The 18,968-nt window shown below is 59.1% G+C and carries 21 protein-coding genes and 1 pseudogene; 13 read left to right on the top strand and 9 right to left on the bottom strand.

The genetic code is table 11. The features are described from left to right. Window positions 1-5 precede the first annotated feature (5 nt). Window positions 6-179: a hypothetical protein gene (locus ACR0L1_RS07825; RefSeq protein ID WP_480858098.1), complete on the top strand. Its 174-nt coding sequence runs from the start codon at window positions 6-8 to the stop codon at window positions 177-179. Window positions 180-575: 396 nt separating this feature from the next. Here the strand turns inward: ACR0L1_RS07825 and ACR0L1_RS07830 are convergent. Further along, a pseudogene (locus ACR0L1_RS07830) lies at window positions 576-764 on the bottom strand (DNA/RNA nuclease SfsA); the annotation flags it as partial. Between the two features lie 51 nt (window positions 765-815). Between ACR0L1_RS07830 and ACR0L1_RS07835 the strand changes: the two are divergent. Genes ACR0L1_RS07835 through ACR0L1_RS07850 form a run of 4 tightly spaced genes read left to right on the top strand, consistent with a single transcriptional unit; the run spans window position 816 to window position 3,729 of the window. Further along, window positions 816-1,538 (top strand): competence/damage-inducible protein A, encoded by a 723-nt coding sequence (locus ACR0L1_RS07835; protein WP_170772855.1) that lies wholly within the window; start codon window positions 816-818, stop codon window positions 1,536-1,538. Then, entirely contained in the window at window positions 1,535-2,242 is a 708-nt protein-coding gene (locus ACR0L1_RS07840; protein ID WP_480858099.1) for a GNAT family N-acetyltransferase, read from the top strand. The genes ACR0L1_RS07835 and ACR0L1_RS07840 overlap by 4 nt, the downstream gene beginning before the upstream one ends. A 15-nt stretch (window positions 2,243-2,257) precedes the next feature. Beyond that, window positions 2,258-2,830 (top strand): peroxidase-related enzyme, encoded by a 573-nt coding sequence (locus ACR0L1_RS07845; protein WP_170772851.1) that lies wholly within the window; start codon window positions 2,258-2,260, stop codon window positions 2,828-2,830. Beyond that, window positions 2,827-3,729, top strand: coding sequence for an OmpA family protein (locus ACR0L1_RS07850; protein WP_170772849.1), 903 nt, complete (start codon window positions 2,827-2,829; stop codon window positions 3,727-3,729). Before ACR0L1_RS07845 ends, ACR0L1_RS07850 begins: the two co-directional genes overlap by 4 nt. Before the next feature lie 5 nt (window positions 3,730-3,734). Here ACR0L1_RS07850 and ACR0L1_RS07855 read toward each other — a convergent pair whose 3' ends face one another. Then, window positions 3,735-4,697: a sodium-dependent bicarbonate transport family permease gene (locus ACR0L1_RS07855; protein ID WP_170785158.1), complete on the bottom strand. Its 963-nt coding sequence runs from the start codon at window positions 4,695-4,697 to the stop codon at window positions 3,735-3,737. Between the two features lie 98 nt (window positions 4,698-4,795). On the opposite strand from ACR0L1_RS07855, the gene ACR0L1_RS07860 reads away from it, so the two are divergent. Continuing rightward, window positions 4,796-5,713, top strand: coding sequence for a hydrogen peroxide-inducible genes activator (locus tag ACR0L1_RS07860; protein ID WP_480858102.1), 918 nt, complete (start codon window positions 4,796-4,798; stop codon window positions 5,711-5,713). Window positions 5,714-5,765: 52 nt separating this feature from the next. On the opposite strand, the gene ACR0L1_RS07865 is transcribed toward ACR0L1_RS07860, so the two are convergent. Both ACR0L1_RS07865 and ACR0L1_RS07870 read right to left on the bottom strand, forming a co-directional pair. Beyond that, entirely contained in the window at window positions 5,766-6,671 is a 906-nt protein-coding gene (locus ACR0L1_RS07865) for a LysR family transcriptional regulator (protein ID WP_170772843.1), read from the bottom strand. Between the two features lie 283 nt (window positions 6,672-6,954). Beyond that, entirely contained in the window at window positions 6,955-8,982 is a 2,028-nt protein-coding gene (locus ACR0L1_RS07870) for a 2,4-dienoyl-CoA reductase FMN-binding domain-containing protein (protein ID WP_480858104.1), read from the bottom strand. 138 nt (window positions 8,983-9,120) lie between these two features. Between ACR0L1_RS07870 and ACR0L1_RS07875 the strand changes: the two genes are divergently transcribed. The 3 genes from ACR0L1_RS07875 (at window position 9,121) to ACR0L1_RS07885 (ending at window position 11,896) form a co-directional block, all read left to right on the top strand. After that, a complete protein-coding gene (locus ACR0L1_RS07875) occupies window positions 9,121-9,606 on the top strand; it encodes an RNA pyrophosphohydrolase (RefSeq protein WP_480858106.1) in 486 nt (161 codons plus the stop codon). Window positions 9,607-9,686: 80 nt separating this feature from the next. After that, window positions 9,687-11,060 carry a radical SAM protein gene (locus tag ACR0L1_RS07880; RefSeq protein WP_480858108.1) on the top strand — a complete coding sequence of 458 codons (1,374 nt, stop codon included), beginning with the start codon at window positions 9,687-9,689 and terminating at the stop codon, window positions 11,058-11,060. Next, window positions 11,057-11,896: a DUF547 domain-containing protein gene (locus tag ACR0L1_RS07885; protein WP_480503438.1), complete on the top strand. Its 840-nt coding sequence runs from the start codon at window positions 11,057-11,059 to the stop codon at window positions 11,894-11,896. Before ACR0L1_RS07880 ends, ACR0L1_RS07885 begins: the two co-directional genes overlap by 4 nt. Before the next feature lie 48 nt (window positions 11,897-11,944). Here the strand turns inward: ACR0L1_RS07885 and ACR0L1_RS07890 are convergent, their stop codons facing one another. Further along, a complete protein-coding gene (locus tag ACR0L1_RS07890) occupies window positions 11,945-12,934 on the bottom strand; it encodes an adenosine kinase (RefSeq protein WP_170355980.1) in 990 nt (329 codons plus the stop codon). Beyond that, on the bottom strand, window positions 12,931-13,575 hold the full coding sequence (gene nth / locus ACR0L1_RS07895; protein WP_170772829.1) for an endonuclease III: 645 nt from the start codon (window positions 13,573-13,575) through the stop codon (window positions 12,931-12,933). Before nth ends, ACR0L1_RS07890 begins: the two co-directional genes overlap by 4 nt. A gap of 116 nt (window positions 13,576-13,691) precedes the next feature. Between nth and ACR0L1_RS07900 the strand changes: the two genes are divergently transcribed. Further along, window positions 13,692-14,534 carry a bifunctional helix-turn-helix domain-containing protein/methylated-DNA--[protein]-cysteine S-methyltransferase gene (locus ACR0L1_RS07900; protein ID WP_480858110.1) on the top strand — a complete coding sequence of 281 codons (843 nt, stop codon included), beginning with the start codon at window positions 13,692-13,694 and terminating at the stop codon, window positions 14,532-14,534. 163 nt (window positions 14,535-14,697) lie between these two features. After that, window positions 14,698-15,348, top strand: a complete 651-nt coding sequence (locus ACR0L1_RS07905) for a peroxiredoxin (protein ID WP_170355987.1) — start codon at window positions 14,698-14,700, stop codon at window positions 15,346-15,348. A 38-nt stretch (window positions 15,349-15,386) separates the two neighbouring features. Here ACR0L1_RS07905 and ACR0L1_RS07910 read toward each other — a convergent pair whose 3' ends face one another. The 3 genes from ACR0L1_RS07910 to ACR0L1_RS07920 all read right to left on the bottom strand — a co-directional run bounded on the left by ACR0L1_RS07910 (window position 15,387) and on the right by ACR0L1_RS07920 (window position 17,486). Beyond that, window positions 15,387-16,109, bottom strand: a complete 723-nt coding sequence (locus ACR0L1_RS07910; RefSeq protein ID WP_480858112.1) for a glycosyltransferase family 25 protein — start codon at window positions 16,107-16,109, stop codon at window positions 15,387-15,389. 69 nt (window positions 16,110-16,178) lie between these two features. Then, window positions 16,179-16,868 (bottom strand): outer membrane protein, encoded by a 690-nt coding sequence (locus ACR0L1_RS07915; RefSeq protein ID WP_170772824.1) that lies wholly within the window; start codon window positions 16,866-16,868, stop codon window positions 16,179-16,181. A 132-nt stretch (window positions 16,869-17,000) separates the two neighbouring features. Continuing rightward, a complete protein-coding gene (locus tag ACR0L1_RS07920) occupies window positions 17,001-17,486 on the bottom strand; it encodes a PACE efflux transporter (RefSeq protein WP_480858114.1) in 486 nt (161 codons plus the stop codon). Between the two features lie 243 nt (window positions 17,487-17,729). Here ACR0L1_RS07920 and ACR0L1_RS07925 point away from each other — a divergent pair, with 243 nt between their 5' ends. Beyond that, on the top strand, window positions 17,730-18,365 hold the full coding sequence (locus ACR0L1_RS07925; RefSeq protein ID WP_480858116.1) for a DUF1326 domain-containing protein: 636 nt from the start codon (window positions 17,730-17,732) through the stop codon (window positions 18,363-18,365). A 57-nt stretch (window positions 18,366-18,422) separates the two neighbouring features. Then, the gene (locus ACR0L1_RS07930; RefSeq protein WP_170789561.1) at window positions 18,423-18,944 is read left to right on the top strand and encodes a GNAT family N-acetyltransferase; all 522 of its coding nucleotides are present in this window, start codon (window positions 18,423-18,425) and stop codon (window positions 18,942-18,944) included. Window positions 18,945-18,968: the final 24 nt, after the last annotated feature.

An 18,968-nucleotide genomic window follows, 5' to 3' on the forward strand; every position in this document is an offset into this window, starting at 1 on the left:
AGGAGATGTCACGTGCTGCCAAGTTGACGTGGTCCGAAAACGAGAACGACAAGCTCAAGCGGTTGCTTGAAGACATGACGCCAGACAAACTGGCTCTGCTGAAGCACTGTTTTGACCTGAAACCCGGTTATGGCCACTCGCTGCGCTATTTGAGGGCTCCGCGCGCGGCCATAACCTAAAAACGTCTCCTCTTCCAAATGTAGTATAGAACAGGGTTCACGAGCAGGGCATTCCAAAAGTCTGCAGGCTACTATGGGAGGAAGTGTTTTTACGTCGAACCAGGCGAGCCTTAGTAGAATGTGGTCATCGGTTCAGGCAGCTATAGTGTGCGCAACGAGCCTATGAGTAATTTGCGGTCACCACTACCGACGCGCTTAGTAAAAAACGAAACGAAACGGATGAACAAGAAATCCATACGCTCAATATCCTGAACAAATGAGGGGTAACAATTGAGGGAGAGAGGGTCGGGGCAGCTCATTAGATTGGTGAATTGATCTCGAGTTCCGCAGGTTATTTCTAAGTTATTGATAATATGAATATAATTATGAATTTTTATCACGATTGCAGTTTAACCATAGATAATTCTTGGGGTCGTCATTGGGCTCCAACCAGATTTTCTGGCCTGGTTCGGCCAGACCCATCATTGAGCCGGGATTGGCGCAATGGGCGGTTACTTCGTGCCCGTCCTCCAGCTTGCAATCGGCCAGAAAGCGTTTGTAGCGGCGGATCAGGCGGGCGGGGACAAGAGGGGTTTCAAATCGCATGGCCTAGGGCCTATACCTGCCCCAACGGTCGATCAAGAGGGGGTATGCGCCATGGCCAATCCAACCGCTGCAATGCTGGTGATCGGAGATGAAATCCTGTCGGGCCGCACGCGCGATGCCAATATGCACTATCTAGCGGGTGAGCTGACCAAGCAGGGCATCGACCTGAAAGAAGTGCGTATCGTCAGCGATGACGCCCCGGCGATTGAAGCCGCCGTTAAGGCGCTGTCCCAAGCGCATGACCATGTGTTCACCAGCGGTGGTATCGGGCCGACCCATGACGACATCACCGCCGATTGCATCGCGCGTGCCTTTGACGCGGCCATTGATATCCGTGCCGACGCGCGCGCTTTGCTTGAAGCGCACTACAAGAATTCCGGGTTGGAGTTGAACCCGGCCCGCCTGCGCATGGCGCGCATCCCGGATGGGGCCACGCTGATCGACAACCCGGTCTCGACCGCACCGGGGTTCACGATTGCGAATGTGCATGTCATGGCCGGGGTCCCTTCGGTCTTTCAGGCGATGGTGGCCAGTGTGCTGCCCGGCCTGACCGGCGGCAGCCCGCTTTTGTCGCAGACCCTGCGCGTGCATCGGGGCGAGGGCGATATCGCGGGGCCGCTGGCAGCGTTGGCTGCGGATTTTCCCGATCTGGCCATTGGCAGCTATCCGTTTCAGATCAACGGGGCCTTTGGCGCGAATATCGTGGTGCGCGGTACCGACGGGGCGCAAGTTGATGCAGCGGTCACACGGTTGGCGAAAGAGTTCGAGCTTTGACCGATTGGGCCAACATCGTCGATGGCACATGGCCTGCCGCGCAGTACACGAAGCAGGGCCCATTCCAATTGCGCCAAGGGCAGGGCGGTGGATCACGCGTGTCGGCGGCCAGCGCGCGAGGACCCGCGACCGAAGCACAGATCGACGCTGCCGAAGCCGCGATGCTGGCGATGGGGCAGAAACGCATCTTTTGCCTGCGACCGGGGGACGAGGCGCTGGATCAGCAGCTCTCGGATCGGGGGTATGACGTGCTGGACCCGGTCAACATCTACACCTGCCCGGTGGCGCATCTGACCGACATCCCTGTTCCGCGGGTGACTGCCTTTGCCATCTGGGACCCGCTGGCCATCATGGTCGAGATCTGGGCCAAAGGCGGCATCGGCCCGGAACGGCTTGCGGTGATGGAACGCGCGTCGGGGCCGAAAACTGGCCTGCTGATGCGTCGCGTGGACAAACCGGCTGGGACGGCGTTTGTCGCTATCCACGACGGTGTCGCCATGGTCCACGCGCTGGAAATCCTGCCGGAACACCGCCGTCACGGGCTGGGTCAATGGGCGATGCGAGCGGCGGCCTTCTGGGCGCAAGAACAGGGGGCGCGTACGCTCAGTGTGATTTGCACCAAGGTCAATGATGGGGCCAATGGTCTCTATCATGCGCTGGGGATGGAGATCGCCGGAGAATACCATTACCGTCAGCTTATCTAAGGAGAAAAACCTGACGTGACCGATCCCTCTCTGCCGACTGCATTGAACCTGCCGATGGTCGATCCCCTACCAGCGGAAACCCAGCGGTATTTCGATATCTGTGTGGAGAAGCTGGGCTTTGTGCCCAATGTGTTGCGGGCCTATGCCTTTGACATCGACAAGCTGAACGCCTTTACCACCATGTACAACGATCTGATGCTGGCCGAAAGCGGCGTCACCAAGCTGGAACGTGAGATGATTGCGGTTGTCGTCTCGGCCATCAACAAGTGCTTTTATTGCCTTGTGGCGCATGGAGCGGCGGTGCGGCAGATGTCGGGTGATCCGCAACTGGGTGAGATGTTGGCGATGAACTATCGCATCGCTCCACTGGAAGCGCGGCAACGGGCGATGCTGGATTTCGCGGCCAAGATGACCCATGCCAGCGCTGAGATTGAAGAACCGGACCGCCAAAACCTGCGTGATGCGGGTTTCAGCGACCGTGATATCTGGGACATTGTCAATGTGGCCGGCTTTTTCAACATGTCGAACCGGGTCGCCAGCGCCACGGCGATGGTGCCAAACGACGCCTATTTCGCGCAGGCCCGATGATCCTGCGCGCGGGCCTGATATCGCTATGTCTGGCTGGTTCTGCGTTGGCGCAGGATGTGGCCTTGCCGTCGGGTTCGCGACTGGTCAGCGAACGAGTCAGTCCGCTGGACAGCTATGACTTGCCCACCGGCGGATTCGCGACTGGCAAAGTCCCTGCCCTCACAGTCGAGGGCCGCGTCGAGCGCCTGACATGGCGCCTGCAATCAGGGTCCAGCACCACGTTGCAGCTATTGGCCCCACTGCGTCAACAGATCATGGATCAGGGCTTTGACATCATCTTCGAATGCGACGCGATCACCTGCGGCGGTTTCGACTTCCGTTTTGGAACCGAGGTCGTGCCCACCCCGGATATGTACGTGGCCATTCAGGACTATCGCTTTCTCTCGGCCACCCGTGGGGATGAGGCGCTGAGCCTGCTGGTCAGCCGCAATCCGCCCGACGGATATGTGCAGATGATCCGTGTCACGCCCGTGGACGCGCCCGAACCGCCGCCTCTGGTCGTTGAGGAAACGGTGAAGCAGACAGACGGGCTACTGGACGCACTGGAACAGAATGGCCACGTTATCCTTGAAGACCTGCATTTCAGAACCGGTGAGATCACGCTGGGCGAAGGCCCGTTTCCTTCGCTGGCGCTGATCGCGTCTTATATGGCCGACAATCCCAACGTCCGATTGGCGCTGGTGGGCAATACCGACGATACGGGTACGCTCGAGGCGAACATTTCGGTCAGTACGGGGCGTGCGCAGGCTGTGCGCGTGCGGTTGATCGAACAGCACGGCGTTGCCGGAAACCGTCTTGAGGCGCGCGGCATTGGCTATCTGGCCCCCATGACCTCAAATGCCACGCCCGAGGGCCGCGACCAGAACCGCCGGGTTGAGGCGGTTCTGCTGGTGAACTGACCTGCCTACATCACCCACCAAAGATAAAGCGGCAGGCCAACGGTGATGTTGAACGGGAAGGACACGCCCAGAGACAGGGTCAGGTAAATCCCGGATTCCGCCTTGGGCAGGGCGATTTTCATGGCCGCAGGCACCGCTATATATGAGGCCGAGGCGGACAGAACCATCAGCAGGAACAGGCTGCCTTCGGACAGACCGATCAGCGCGCCCACGGCCCAGGCCATCATCGCGCCGATCAGGGGCATCAGGACCCCAAAGGCGAACAGGCCGACCGACAGCTTGTCGCGATTGCTCAGCAGGCTGCGCCCCGCCGACAGACCCATATCAAGCAGGAACAGGCACAAAATCCCGGTAAATGGCGTCACGATGAAGGGCGCAATCATCTGCATCCCCTGACCGCCGGTGATAGCCCCGATCAGGAACGCTCCGGTCAGCAGAACGATGGAGCCGTTGGCCAACAGGTCACGCCACAACCCGTCATCCTTTACGCCATTGCCATTGGACCGGTGTGCCAGCCAAAGGGCGGACAGGATGGCCGGAACCTCCATCGCGGCGGCGACGGCGACCATGAACCCGTCATGACTTAGCCCGACAAGGTCCAACAGACTGGTCGCTGTCACAAAGGTCACAATCGAGATCGAGCCGTAATGCCCTGCAACCGCGGCTGCGTTCAGGCTGTCCAACCGTGTCATCACTCGCAACAGCCCGAAAGCGACGAAGGGGATGGCAAAGGACAGCGCCACCCCGCCCAGAAGCGTCAGGAACAGGTCCATGTGGATGCCGTGCTCGGCCAGGTTGCTGCCGCCTTTGAACCCGATGGCAAGAAGCAGGTAGAGCGACATGAACTTGGCCGCGCCCGCCGGGATGGACAGATCACTGCGCACAAACGCGGCCACCAGCCCCAAGGCAAAAAACAAAATGGTGGGCACCAGCAGATTGCTGGACAGAGTTTCTAGGACGCTGGGCATTTACGGCTCCTTTTCCGGCGGTCCGGGGCCTAGTGCCTTGCAGAATTGAATCAGCCCAATATTATCTTTCTAACAACTAAATAGCTTGGAACTATGTAATGCGGCCCACTCTGCGCCAGCTGGAATACATCGTCACGGTCAGTCGCTTGGGCAGGTTCGGGCTGGCTGCTGACGTTCTGAATGTCAGTCAACCCAGCCTCTCGACGCAAATTGCGACAGTAGAACAAGAGCTTGGCTTGCGTATCTTTGAACGGGACCGGGGCGGGGTACAGGTTACAGCGCGGGGCGAGGAGTTCATTGCCCGCGCTCAGAAAATCCTGGCCGAGGTACAGGACCTGCGCCATGCGATGACCAGCGATACCCCTGTCGGAGGGCGGCTGCGGTTGGGTGTATTGCCGTCGATTGGGCCCTACCTGTTGCCGCAAGTCATCAAGCATGTGCACCAGGAACGGCCCGGATTGCGCATCGTCGTGCGCGAAGAAAACACCCGAGACCTTGAGCAGGGATTGAAATCCGGCCGGTTCGACATGATCATTTCAACCCCCGAAGATCACCCCAATACGCTGCAACAACGCCTGTTCAACGAAACGCTCTGGATTGGGGTGGCCGTGGACGACGTACTGGCGCGCGATCTGCACGGGGTCACAGCCGAGGATTTGCGCGACCGTCTGATCCTGACTTTGGACCAAAGCCACCGTCTGTCCCGGATCGTCTATGCGCTGGCGGCGGAATGCGGAGGCGTGGTATCCGATGAATACGAGGGCACGACACTGGATTCTATTGTGCTAATGGCAGCCTCGGGGGTGGGGGCTGCGGTTTTGCCCGATCTCTATGCAAGGCGGCAGGGTATTTACCGAGACGAGGTGCGTCTGCGCCCTTTGACGATCCCCAACGCCAACCGCGATATCGCGCTGTTGTCGCGGCGCGGGGAAGCCGCCCTGCCCGGACAAAACATCCTGATCCAATCCCTGCGCACCGTTGCCAAGGGCATGGGGCTGTCGGTCTTCATGGAATAAAAAAAGACCCGCACAATTGTGTGCGGGCCGTTCAGTCTTCACCGGGGAGAAATTACCAATCCATCGGGCCCTTGTCGTTGAAGGACTCGACCAGAAAATCAATGAATGCGCGCACCTTGGGCTGTGTGAAACGGCCCGGAGGGTACACTGCATAGACGCCCTGCAACTCATCAGGCAGCGACGGCATCGCATCCAGAACCTTGCCGCTTTTCAGCGCGTCAGCGTACAGATAGCTGGGCAGATGCGCGATCCCAAGGCCCGAGATCGCTGCGTTCAGCAGGGACTGCCCGTCATTCACGCTCAGCCAGCCGGCGGTACGGACCTGACGCTTTTCGCCCGATGGCGCGGTCAGTTTCCACACGTTGCCGGAAGATTGGCTGGAGTAATGCAGCAGCTTGTGCTCGTTCAGATCGTCGATCTTTTGGGGGCGGCCATATTTGTCGATGTAACTGGGGGCCGCGACCATCCGTTTCACGGTTTCGGTCAGTTTGCGGGCGCGCAGGGTGCTGTCTTCCAACTCACCAATACGCACGGCCACGTCGAACCCTTCCGAGATCAGCTCAACATACCGGTTGTTCAGCACCATGTTCACGGTGATATCGGGATAGGCTGACAGGAATTCTGACAGGACCGGAGACAGATGATTCACGCCAAAATCCGTGGCCACACTGATGCGCAACAGGCCCGAAGGCGCGGATTGCATCGACGTCACCAGCGCATCAGCCTCGCCTGCGTCATTCAGCACACGGCGCGCGCGGTCATAGTAGGCCAAACCGATTTCCGTAGGCGACACGCGTCGCGTTGTGCGGTTCAAAAGACGGGCGCCCAGACGCGCCTCGAGGCTCGAGACGTGCTTTGACACGGCCGATTTGGAGATGCCCATTTTCTTGGCCGCATCTGTGAAGCCACCTTGGTCCACCACATTGGCAAAGGCTTCCATTTCGGTCAGTCTGTCCATACTCGTACCCCAAGTCTTGGTTCGTTGACTGACCTTGGCGCTCAATCTGGGCGGAAACTGGGCAGACATGGGATAATATCAGGGATTTAATCTGGATCGTTTGCGGATAGGAAACGTGGAAACGGTGGTTTCTAAATTCGCCACAAACCCGAAAACTATGGGGTTTTACCGGCAGCATTACACATATGTTAATCTGAGGATGGCAAATTTGTGACCGTTGAACGTGTCACCAAAGCCATTTTTTCGTTGTAGCGCAGGCCCGGCGCGAACCGGGCCCGATGCCTCAAAAAGTCGCCGCCAGACGTGTGCCTTGATTAATTGCGCGTTTGGCGTCCAACTCTGCCGCCACATCCGCCCCGCCGATCACGTGCAGAGTTATACCGCGTTCGATCAGCGCATCCGCGAGGCTGCGTTCGGAAACCTGACCCGAGCATAGAACAATCGTGTCCGCCGCAATCACGGTTGGGTCGGCGCGCTCTTCGCCAAAGCTTACATGCAGGCCATCATCGTCGATGCGTTCATAGTTCACACCGCCGACGAAATTGACGTCTTTCATCTTCAGCGTCGCGCGGTGAATCCAGCCGGTTGTTTTACCCAGACCTTTGCCATGCGCCTGTTTCTTGCGCTGTAGCAGCGTGACCTGACGCGCAGGCGCTGCCGGTTGCGGTCCTTCGGGCGCCAGGCCCGAGCGATGCTCGGCGGGGTCGGTGACGCCCCATTCTTTCATCCATGCGGGCAGGTCAGTGGTGATGCTATGGCCGTCCTCCAGCAGGAATTCGGACACGTCAAACCCGATGCCTCCTGCGCCGATCACGGCGACGGACTTGCCGACCTCGGCCTTGTGGCGCAGCACGTCGATATAGTCGATCACATTGTCCCGATCCTGCCCCGCAATCTGCGGATCGCGCGGGGTGACGCCCGTGGCGATGACAACTTCGTCAAAGCCGGTCAGGTCGTCGGCCGTGACCTCGCGGTTCAGTTCAACCTTCACGCCCAGATCCGCGATCATGGTGCGGAACCAATCGACCAACCCCCAGAACTCTTCCTTCCCGGGCACCTGTTTGGCCATGTTTAACTGCCCGCCGATCTCACCAGCGCGGTCGAACAAGGTGACATCATGGCCGCGCTGGGCGGCGGTCATGGCGGTGGACAGGCCGGCAGGGCCTGCACCGACGATGGCTATGGTTTTCAGTGTACCGGCTTTGCCGATCACCAGCTCGGTTTCGTGACAGGCGCGCGGGTTCACCAGACAGGATGTCAGTTTGCCGCCGAATGTATGATCCAGACAGGCTTGGTTACAGGCGATGCAGGGCGCGATCTGTGCCGATTTGCCGTCCATCGCCTTGGCGACGAAATCCGCATCCGCCAGCATCGGGCGCGCCAGTGACACCATGTCGGCGCAGCCGGTGGACAGAACCTCTTCGGCGACTTCGGGCGTGTTGATCCGGTTCGAGGTAATCACCGGAATGCTCACCTTGCCCATCAGCTTTTTAGTAACCCACGCAAAAGCTGCGCGCGGCACGGATGTGGCGATGGTCGGAATCCGCGCCTCATGCCAGCCGATGCCGGTGTTGATGATCGTGGCTCCCGCTTGTTCAACCCGTTTCGCCAGTTCGACAACTTCATCATGTGTGGAGCCATTGGGCACAAGGTCGATCATGGACAGGCGGTAGATGATAATGAAATCACGGCCCACGGCCTCGCGCGTGCGGCGCACGATTTCAATCGGCAGGCGCATCCGGTTCTCATACGAGCCGCCCCAGCGATCTTCGCGCTTGTTGGTGTGGGTCACGAGGAACTGGTTAATGAAATAGCCTTCCGATCCCATGATTTCGACCCCGTCATAGCCCGCCTTTTGGGCCAGCTTGGCGGCGTTGACGATGTCGCTGATCTGTTTCTCGATCCCGTCTTCGTCCAGCTCATTGGGCGGGAAGGGCGAGATGGGCGATTTCACCGGGCTGGGCGCCACGCATTTGGGGCCATAGGCATAGCGACCCGCATGCAGGATCTGCATGGCGATCTTGCCGCCTGCCTCATGCACACGCTGGGTCACGATGGAGTGGTTTTCGACGTCCTTCTCGGTGGTCATCATAGACGCGCCGGGCAGGACCGAGCCTTCGAGGTTCGGGCCAATCCCGCCCGTCACCATCAGCCCAACTTCGCCGCGGGCACGGTCAGCATAGAATTCTGCCACGCGGTTCCAGTCGCCGGTCTCTTCCAGACCGGTATGCATCGAGCCCATCAGGACCCGGTTTTTCAGAGTGGTAAAGCCCAGATCCAGCGGGGCCAGCATGTTTGGGTACGCAGTCATGGTAACTCTCCCTCCCGAATTCTTTGTCGTTAGATTGACGTTTGCGTCAACATTGTCACGCGAAACCTTGCGTCACGGTCTTTGCTGTCCTGACAGCACTTGATACAGACAAGGCGTGACAGGAAAAAGAGGCCGCGCATGACCCCCGATGAAATCGCCAAACTGCCCTATCGGCCCTGCGTCGGGCTAGTGCTGATGAACGCTCAAGGTCATATCTTTGTCGGCCAGCGCAATGACCGCCACGCCGATGCCTGGCAGATGCCGCAGGGTGGGGTAGACAAAGGCGAAGACCCTCGCGATGCGGCCCTGCGCGAGCTGTGGGAAGAGACGGGTGTGACCGCTGATCTGGTCGAGGTCGTGGCCGAAACTCCCGGCTGGCTGCCTTATGATCTGCCCCATGACATCGTGCCCAAGATTTGGAAAGGCCGCTATCGCGGGCAAGAGCAGAAATGGTTCCTGCTGCGTTTCACGGGCCGTGACGATCAGATCAATATCGACACCGATCATCCCGAGTTCACCCGCTGGAAATGGCAGGAGCCCTCACGCTTGGTTGAAGAAATCGTACCCTTCAAGCGCGATGTCTACGCGCAGGTGGTTGCAGCATTCAGCGCATTTCTGCGGTAGGCGTGCGCTTCACTCACCCTGCGACAACTTGCCGTGAGGGGGCATAGTTCGGGCCACACGGCATCTCTAGCTTGGTCCGCATGAGAGATACCGCGCACAGCCCCCCCGCCATCGTCCCTGCAGGTCGCAAGTTCATCGGTTCTGACCGCCGCGCGCCTCTGCGCGAGGGTTTGCAAGGCTGTGGCGAATACCAGGCCGGGCAAACGGCGGGGCGGTTCTATCCCATCGCTTGCGTTGCGCTGGAGGTCACGCAAAGGTGCAATCTGGATTGCACGCTGTGTTACCTCTCGGACCGGGCCGAGATGACCTATGACCCTCCTCTGTCGGTTCTGTTTGCGCGGTTGAAGACAATTCAAAGCCACTACGGCACCGGCGTATCGGTGCAGTTGACTGGCGGTGATCCGACCCTGCGCAAGATCGAGGATCTTGAGGCGCTGTGCCGGGAAATCCGCCGTTTGGGTATGCGGTCCTGTCTGATGTCAAACGGGATTCGCGCCAGCCGCGCCAAGTTGATGCGGTTGGCAGCGGCGGGGCTGAACGACGTGGCCTTTCATGTGGACATGACGCAAGAGCGTAAGGGGTTCACCTCGGAAGAAGAGCTGAACACCGTCCGCCGCGCCTATATCCGCCGGGCGCGGGGATTGGGGCTGCGTATTCTGTTCAACACCACGGTGTTTGCCGGCAATTTCGACGAACTGCCCATGCTGGCGCGTTATCTGCGGGATCGACCCGAGGTGGCGTTTGTCTCGTTCCAAGTGCAGGCCGATACTGGGCGCGGCGTGTTGCGCGAACGGCCCGAGATGATCACGCAGGACAGTGTCGCGCGCGCGGTCGAGGAAGGCTATGGGACGCCGCTGCATTTCGGCACGGCGGCTGTGGGCCATTCCAAATGCAACCGTTACGCCAGCGTCCTGACGGCCGGAGGGCGCGCGGTCTCGCTATTGTCTAACCAAAGCTTGGTGCATCGGGTGATGACAGCGCTGGAAGGGGTGGACGACAATCAGGACGCCCATATCCGTATTCGCCCCAAGGTTGGGCGCATGATCCGACGACATCCGCTGCTGGCCCTGCGCGCGTTGGGGCAACTTGGGCTGAGCGTCGCTCGTCTGGGTACTGGCGTGCTACGTGGCCCGGTGCGGCGGCAAGCGGTGTTTATTCACAATTTCATGGCGGCAGATCAGTTGGACGAAGACCGCTGCGCCTCGTGCGTGTTCATGGTGGCTACGGCGAACGGGCCGCTTTCGATGTGTGTCCATAACGCGCAGCGCGACATGCATCTGGCCAGCCCTGACCGGATTGACGGGCCGACTGGTCCAAGCTGGTGGAACGCTGCCGTTCCGCGTCTGTCCAATGGCCCGGACCTGCCCGAACTGAGCGATCCGGCGCTTGCTCCGATGAAACGGCTGAAAGGGCAGATGCGCGCCCTGCGCCAGTCCCGAAAGGATGCCTCATGAGACGTCTGCTGATCCTGCTGTTGCTGCCCCTGCTTGCGGCTTGTGCCAGTGTCGAACGACTGGCCCTTCCCGCGCCCGAACCTTTGGCGAACAGCGCCCTGACCCGCGTCGCCCAACCGCCCGGAGAGCGTGTTGATCACCGCGACTGGACCACCTTTCTGAACCGCTATGTCGCGCCTGATGCGCAGGGTGTGAACCGGATGGCTTACGGGCAGGTCTCGGCCGACGACAAAGCACGTTTGGACGGGTATATCGAAGATTTGCAAACAGTTGACCCTGCGGCGCTGACCCGTGATCAACAGCTGGCCTATTGGATCAATATGTATAACGCGGTGACGGTGGATGTGATCCTTGAGAACTACCCCGTCGCCTCGATCCGCGACATCAAGGACGGGCCGCTGTCAATCGGGCCGTGGAACCGGCCCATAGTGACGGTCGCCGGGCAGAGCTTAACCCTGAACGAGATCGAACACCGCATCATCCGCCCTGAATTCAACGAGCCGCGCATTCATTATGCCCTGAACTGTGCCGCTGTGGGCTGCCCCAACCTCATGGACCGCGCCTGGCAGGCCGACACGCTGGAGCGTGATTTTGCCGCCGCCGAACACGCCTATATCAACGACCCGCGTGGCGTGCGGTTTAATGACAATGGCGGGCTGATCCTGTCCAAGATCTTCATCTGGTTCCGAGAGGATTTCGGACCGAACGAACAGGCGGTTCTAACCTATGTCCGAACGGTCGCCGACCCCGATCTGGAAGCGCGGCTGCAAGATGTGTCCCGAGTCAGTGCCTATAGTTATGACTGGGCACTGAACGACGCGGCGGCGGGGTCGTAAAAAAGCTGCGCCAAGGTCATCTGGGCGCCCTCGGCGCTACTCAGCGACTTACAGCAAGCCTTCGGCGCGCAGCAATTCCTGCATATTCGCTTCTGGCCTTGGGCCGATATGGCTGATCACTTCGCGGGCGCAGACATTTCCGATCTTGGCGCAGGTCTCGTAATCGCGCCCTGTGGCCATACCGAACAGGAACCCAGCGGCGAATTGATCGCCCGCGCCGGTGGCGTCCACGGGCACAACCTTTTCCACCGGTACATCCACGCGCTGACCGCCGAACAAAACCGTTACGCCATCACCCGACCGGGTACATACGACCAGAGGGCAAATCGCGGCGGTTTTGGCCAGAGCATCCTCGAGATCATCGGTTTCGAACAGCGATTTGATCTCGGCCTCGTTGCCGATCACGAAATCCAGCTCGTTCTCGATCAGCAGCAGGAAATCGACCCGGTGACGTTCCACGCAGAACGGGTCGGAAATGGCGATCCCCGCCTTGCCGCCGCCCTTGTGACAGGTGCGCGCGGCCTCAAGAAACGCGGCTTTGCCCTTTTCCTTGTCGAACAGATACCCCTCAAGGAACATGATTTGGCTGTTGCCTGACACATCCTCGGACACGTCCTGTGATGACAGTTCCGAGGAAATGCCCAGATAGGTGTTCATTGACCGTTCGCCGTCGGGCGAGACAAAGATCATCGAGCGTGAGGTCGGCAGCTCGCCACCCGGCACCGGCGGGTTGACGAAATCGACGCCGTCCTCGTTCATCGCATCCGCATAGAACCGCCCCAGCGCGTCGTCATGCACCCGGCCAATGAATGCCGCATCCAGTCCCAGTGCCCCGGCACCCGCGATGGTATTCGCGACCGAGCCGCCGGGCGTCTGCACGCGCCCCTCCATCGAGGCATACAGCACTTCGCCGCGCTCCTGCTCGATCAGTTGCATGATGCCCTTTTCGATGCCCATCAGTTCCAGAAAGCTGTCATCGGCCTGGGAGATCACGTCCACAACGGCATTTCCGATACCGGTGAGCTGGTAGGTTTTCATAGGGTCTTGTCCTCAAATTCGCAGAGATCGCGGATGATACAGGTTCCGCATTGGGGTTTGCGCGCCTTGCAGTGATAGCGACCATGCAGGATCAGCCAGTGATGCGCGTGCAGTTGGAAATCGGCGGGAATATTGTCTTCGATGGCGCGCTCGACGGCATCTACGGTCTTGCCGGGACAAATGCCGGTGCGGTTGCCGACGCGGAAGATATGGGTGTCGACCGCCTGCGCCGGTTGCCGCCACCACATGTTCAGAACCACATTGGCCGTCTTGCGCCCGACACCGGGCAGCGATTGTAGCGCGGCACGGGAATTGGGCACTTCGCCGCCATAGTCTTCGACCAGAATGCGGCTGAGTTTGATGACGTTCTTGGCCTTCTGGCGGAACAGGCCAATGGTCTTGATATGCTCGGTCAGGCCCTCTTCGCCCAAATCCAGCATCTTTTGCGGTGTGTCGGCGATTTTGAACAGCTCGCGCGTGGCTTTGTTAACGCCCGCATCGGTGGCCTGCGCCGATAGCGCCACGGCCACGACCAGAGTATAGACGTTCACATGATCCAGCTCGCCCTTGGGTTCAGGGTCGGCGTCCTGAAAACGCGTAAAGATCTCGCGGATCGTGTGGTAATCGAGTTGCTTTGCCATCCGGGCCTTAATGCCGCCCGCAGGCGCATGACACAAGCCCAAAGCCAATGCGCATGTTTCGGGTCGCGGTGGCGTGGCGCGCGGGATATGGTCCGGGGTAGCAGATGAGGTGAGTTATGAACGTCCAGACCCCCGAAAGCGGATACCACTACAACGTCATGCGCCGCGCGATCGAGCTGATTGATCAGGGCGGCGAATCCCTGTCGCTGGACGAACTGGCCCGCCAGATGGACATGAGCCCCGCGCATTTTCAACGCCTGTTCTCACGCTGGACCGGGGTATCGCCGAAACGCTATCAGCAATATCTGACGCTGGGCCACGCCAAGGCCTTGCTGCACGAGCGGTTCACCACGCTGGAGACCGCGCATAACGTGGGGCTGTCCGGAAGCGGCCGTCTGCATGACCTGTTCCTGAAATGGGAATCCATGAGCCCCGGCGAATACGCCCGCAAAGGCGCGGGCCTGACGATTTACTGGGGCTGGTTCGATTGCCCCTTCGGCCCGACGTTGGTGATGGGCACTGACAAAGGGATTTGCGGTATGGCCTTTGGCGCAGAAACCGGCGAAGCGGCGGCAATGGAGGATATGACCTCGCGCTGGCCCAAAGCCAGCTACATCGAGAATGCCGAAAAGCTGCGCCCATGGGTCGTGGCGTCGTTTGGCGCGACCCGGTCTGAAACCCCGCTGCACCTGATCGGTTCCCCGCTGCAGATCAAAGTGTGGGAGGCGCTGATGCACATTCCTTCGGGGCAAGTCACGACCTATTCCGAGATCGCGCAGCGGGTGGGGTCCCCGCAGGCGGTGCGGGCCGTGGGTACGGCCGTTGGGCGCAACCCGGTCAGTTGGTTGATCCCATGCCACCGGGCGTTGCGCAAGTCTGGCGGGCTAGGGGGCTATCATTGGGGCCTGCCCGTCAAGCGTGCCATGCTGGCTTATGAGGCCGCGCAGGCCGAGGCTTGAGACAGGCGCGCCGCGTTTTTGTTGGGGCGAATTTCTGAATTTCAGGATAATATCGTGATACGTGAATTTTGAGCGATCCCTCAAAGAACGGTTTAACTTACACACAAAGTGATTAAATTCGCATCAGCCTGCCAGGCTGACCAACAGGAGAAGGAGACGCATTATGGGCTTGCGCATCAACGACACCGTCCCAAATTTCACCGCAGAAACGGATCAGGGCACCATTCAGTTCCACGACTGGATCGGTGACAGCTGGGCTATTCTGTTCTCGCACCCCAAGGACTTCACTCCTGTCTGCACCACCGAGTTTTCTGCCGTGGCGCAACTGAATGACGAATGGGCGGCACGCAACACCAAGGTTTTGGGCGTGTCGGTCGATGGTGTGGAAGACCACAAGAAGTGGAAGAAAGACATCGAGGCCTATGGCAATGCCAATCCCGGTTTCCCGATCATTGCCGACGACGGGCTTGCGGTCTCGAAAGCCTTCGACATGTTGCCTGCCGAAGCTTATCTGCCCGATGGCCGCACCCCGGCGGACAGTGCCACCGTGCGTTCTGTGTTCATCATCGGCCCGGACAAGCAGTTGAAGCTGTCGATGACCTATCCGATGACCGTGGGTCGCAATTTTGCGGAAATCCTACGCGCGCTGGACGGTCTGCAAATGAGCAGCAAGGGCGTCGCAACGCCGGCCAACTGGGTGCCCGGTGAAGACGTGATCATCCCGCCTGCGGTGTCGAACGAGGAGGCCAAGGAGAAATTTGGCGAGTTCGAAACGATCTTCCCTTATCTGCGCAAAACCAAAGCGCCGAGCTAAGAAACAACAAAGCGGGGCATCAGGCCCCGCTTTTTCGTTCAGCAAGCCGGCTTTTGCGGATGGCTGTGCAGATAGGCGCGATAAGCTGCGCGCTTGAACTCGCGGGTCAGTTTGTCGCTCAGCGGAGGACGAGTCTGGATTGTGGACCCGCCGATTTCGCCAGCCACTTCCTGATTGCCACTGCCCTGAAGCGACAGGATTGGTTGGCCGGTTAGCCAGTGCATTTGCAGGAACGTATCCACAGGGCGGTCGATCTTGTCAGTTGCGGCCAAAAGCCGTTCTGCCGCGCGGCGCCCGACAAGCTGGCACACACATTGCAACCCGATCACCTTTGGCAGGATCAGACGCTGATCATTGGTTTTGGCCAGCACTTGCGCCGCAACTTCGCGTTGTTTTACGGGAATGCGGATATAGTGCTCGGGCGTAGCAAAGGCCGCCAACATCTTCAGCGCTTTGGCCATGCGCATGGGGTCAATGCGCAGGTCATCTTCGGTGATGATGGCCATATCTATCTTTTCGTCCACCAGTTTGCGCCAAAGACGACGATGGCTTTCGAACACCCCGATCTCCGCAGGGCGCAATTTAAACGGGTATTCTGGATGGTGCAAATTGCCGGGAAACAGCGCAACATCGGCGATCTGCGCCGGGTCGCGACCGTTTACCGCTTCGAATAATTCCGCGTTCGGAAGGTCGCTGCAAAGTTTCTCGGCATTGGGTCGCCGCGCGGCACTAGAGGACATATGGATGACGAAAGATCGCATGTCCTCGTGCATAGAGCACGCGGACATGCGGGGGAAGGGAAACCGGAGAGAAACACTTCCCCTATTCGATCAAAATCTTTGGCGCACGCCGAAATTGATGCTGAACGCGTCGATGTCATCTTCGACGGTGCCGGTCAACGCGCCGTTCGGGGCCAGACGGTCCGAGGAAACGTCGAAGGCGCGCGAATAGCGCGTATCCAGTGTCAGGGCCGTGTTTTCGCTGACATCATAGGCAACGCCTGCGATGATCTGAGCGGCAAAGTTGGTGTCACTGTCATCCAACTCCACACCCGGTCCGTATGAGAAATCCAGATCGGTGTAGGCGACACCCAGACCCAAGCCGACATAGGGCGTGAGCGCGCTGGCGGTTTTGAAGTCGACTAGAACATTGGCAAACAAGGAAGTCTGGGTCACATCACCCGAAACGTTGACTTCGCTTGCGGGCCCGTTGCCAGAAAAATTCACTCCGTCTACGTCATTGTCTCGATAAGACAGTTCAAGTTCGACCCGAGTGGCGATGCTGTCATTGCTCCACTGTGGGATCTCTTTGCCGATGGCAATGCCCAGTCCGAACCCACCGTCAAAATCGGTATCGACAGATTCCGGGCCACCATTGACGGTGCCGGTGAAATCGCTGTCCTGCAAATTGCTGTAGCCAGCAAATCCGTGGACGTAGAGGTCATCTGTGAGGCTTTGCGCAACCGGTGCTGACGCGCTGAGGCCCAGCACCGCCGAGGCGAGAATAATTCGCTTAACCATGTCCATGTCCTTTGTTCCAAATGGTTATGAACCCACATGTGGACAAACTCGCCGCAAATGAAAGACAGGCGAGCTTCACTTCGATTCACAGCTTATTGGGGTGGAGTGATCGAACAAGCAGCGCGGGTTTGTTCAGATGTTATTGCAGACCGCCGCGCCGGGATCGCATTGCGGTGTGCCCTCGACCGCAGAGACAGGTCTTACGGGGCGTAACCGGTCATAAATGATATGAAAAACATAGGTGTAGATCGAATAGGTGATCGTCAGACCAAGATTGAAAGCCAGTGCGGCCTGCAGGGAATGGCCGCCAAAATACATCAGCAACGGGCATGTAATAATAATCGCGGTGACCTCATGCAGCACCGCGTGGACGATCCGCAACCGGTGGGGGCGGGCGCTTGCCAGGCGGCGGGTTCGGTGCTGCTCTATCCAGTCGAACGACGTGTTGAAAATGGGCGACCAGATCAAAATGACGATGGACAGCAGGGAAATCAGCGCAAACCCATGCGCCATCGACGCCCCCGCGATATACGCATAAACCGGCGAGACGAACGCGATCCCCACAACCTCGAAACTACATGTTTGGATGACTCGTTCTTTGAACGATCTTAATGTCATGGCCCATTCCTTCGCACACACTTATTGGTTGTGCGACGTCGGCCCTGCATGCTCGGTCGCGGGTCTTTCGACCCTTGCGCAAATTGTCATGCCGAAAGCCTTCTGACTGTGAAGTTCGACACATTCGCGCGTCTTTCCCATTCGATTTTCCGCAGCGGTTCGGGATTTTGCGTAAATATGCTATGGTGCCGCGATCGGGGCGGGTGATGACAGGTATCGGGCTTTCACATCAGGAGAGTTTCGATGGCATTCACAGATTGGTACGTTGAGGGCGAAGCCTTCGGGAATTGCAACTGCGGCTACGCCTGCCCCTGTCAGTTCGAAGAATTACCCACCAATGGCAATTGCAGGGGTTTCGAAGTGCTGGAGGTCTCCAAGGGGCATTTCGGCGAAACTGATCTGGCAGGCACCAAAGCGGCCCTGATCTATGCGTGGCCCGGTCCGATTTTCGAAGGTGGCGGAGAGATGCAGGTGATCATTGACCCCAGCGCCTCGGATGCGCAGCGCGATGCGTTGGAAAAGGTCTTTCACGGTGAGGAAACGGATGAAATGGCCACCCATTGGTTCGTCTTCCGTGCCATGTGCAAAACCGTACACGAGACCCTGTATCTGCCAATTGATTTCGACATCGACATAGAAGGGCGTAAAGCCAAGGTCACAGTGGGCGATGTGCTGCAATCTACGGGGCGTCCAATTCAGGCCCCGCATGGCGGCGGCGAGCATCGCGTTCGGATCGACATTCCCGGCGGGATCGAATTCACACTGGCCGAGATCGGCAGCGCCTCGACCACGGCAAACGCGGCGATCAAGCTGGATCTGAACGACAGCTATGGGCAATGGCATGTGATGAAACACGGACCGTCCGGGGTGGCGCATTGAATAATGGCTTGTGCTCACACCCGCAGCAGGGTCAACTGATCCGTGAGCTGTGACCCGATGATTGAAATTGAACACTGTGCCGCGCTGCCGCCTAAGGATCAGCTGAATGGCATCCTGTCGCAATATTACGACCTGATCGTCGAGCGCATGGGCGCCATGGGGTTCGAGATTGATCCATCCGCCCCGGAAAGCGCCTTAGCCGAATTCTGGGCGCGCCCCGAGGATTACCTGCCACCCAATGGTTGCCTGGTCGTGGCGCGGGATGGGAAGTCTGCGATTGTGGGGTGCGGGATGCTGAAGCGTCTGGATCAAGAGACCGGTGAGTTAAAGCGCGTTTTTGTCACCGAAAGTGCCCGTGGCACCGGAACCGGGCGCGCGTTGATCGTGGCGCGAGAGAATGCCGCAAGACAGATGGGGTTGAAACGGCTGGTGGCCGATACGTTGACCCCGAATGTTGAGATGCGCAGCCTGTATCCGAAGCTTGGGTTTGTGGAACTGGACACACCGATTGAGACAACAACCTACAGGGACCAACCGATGTTGCGGCCGCATCTGCATTACTTTGCCAAGGACTTGTAGGGTCACGAAAAAAAAGACCCCGGC

The organism is Ruegeria sp. J8, from assembly GCF_056531925.1.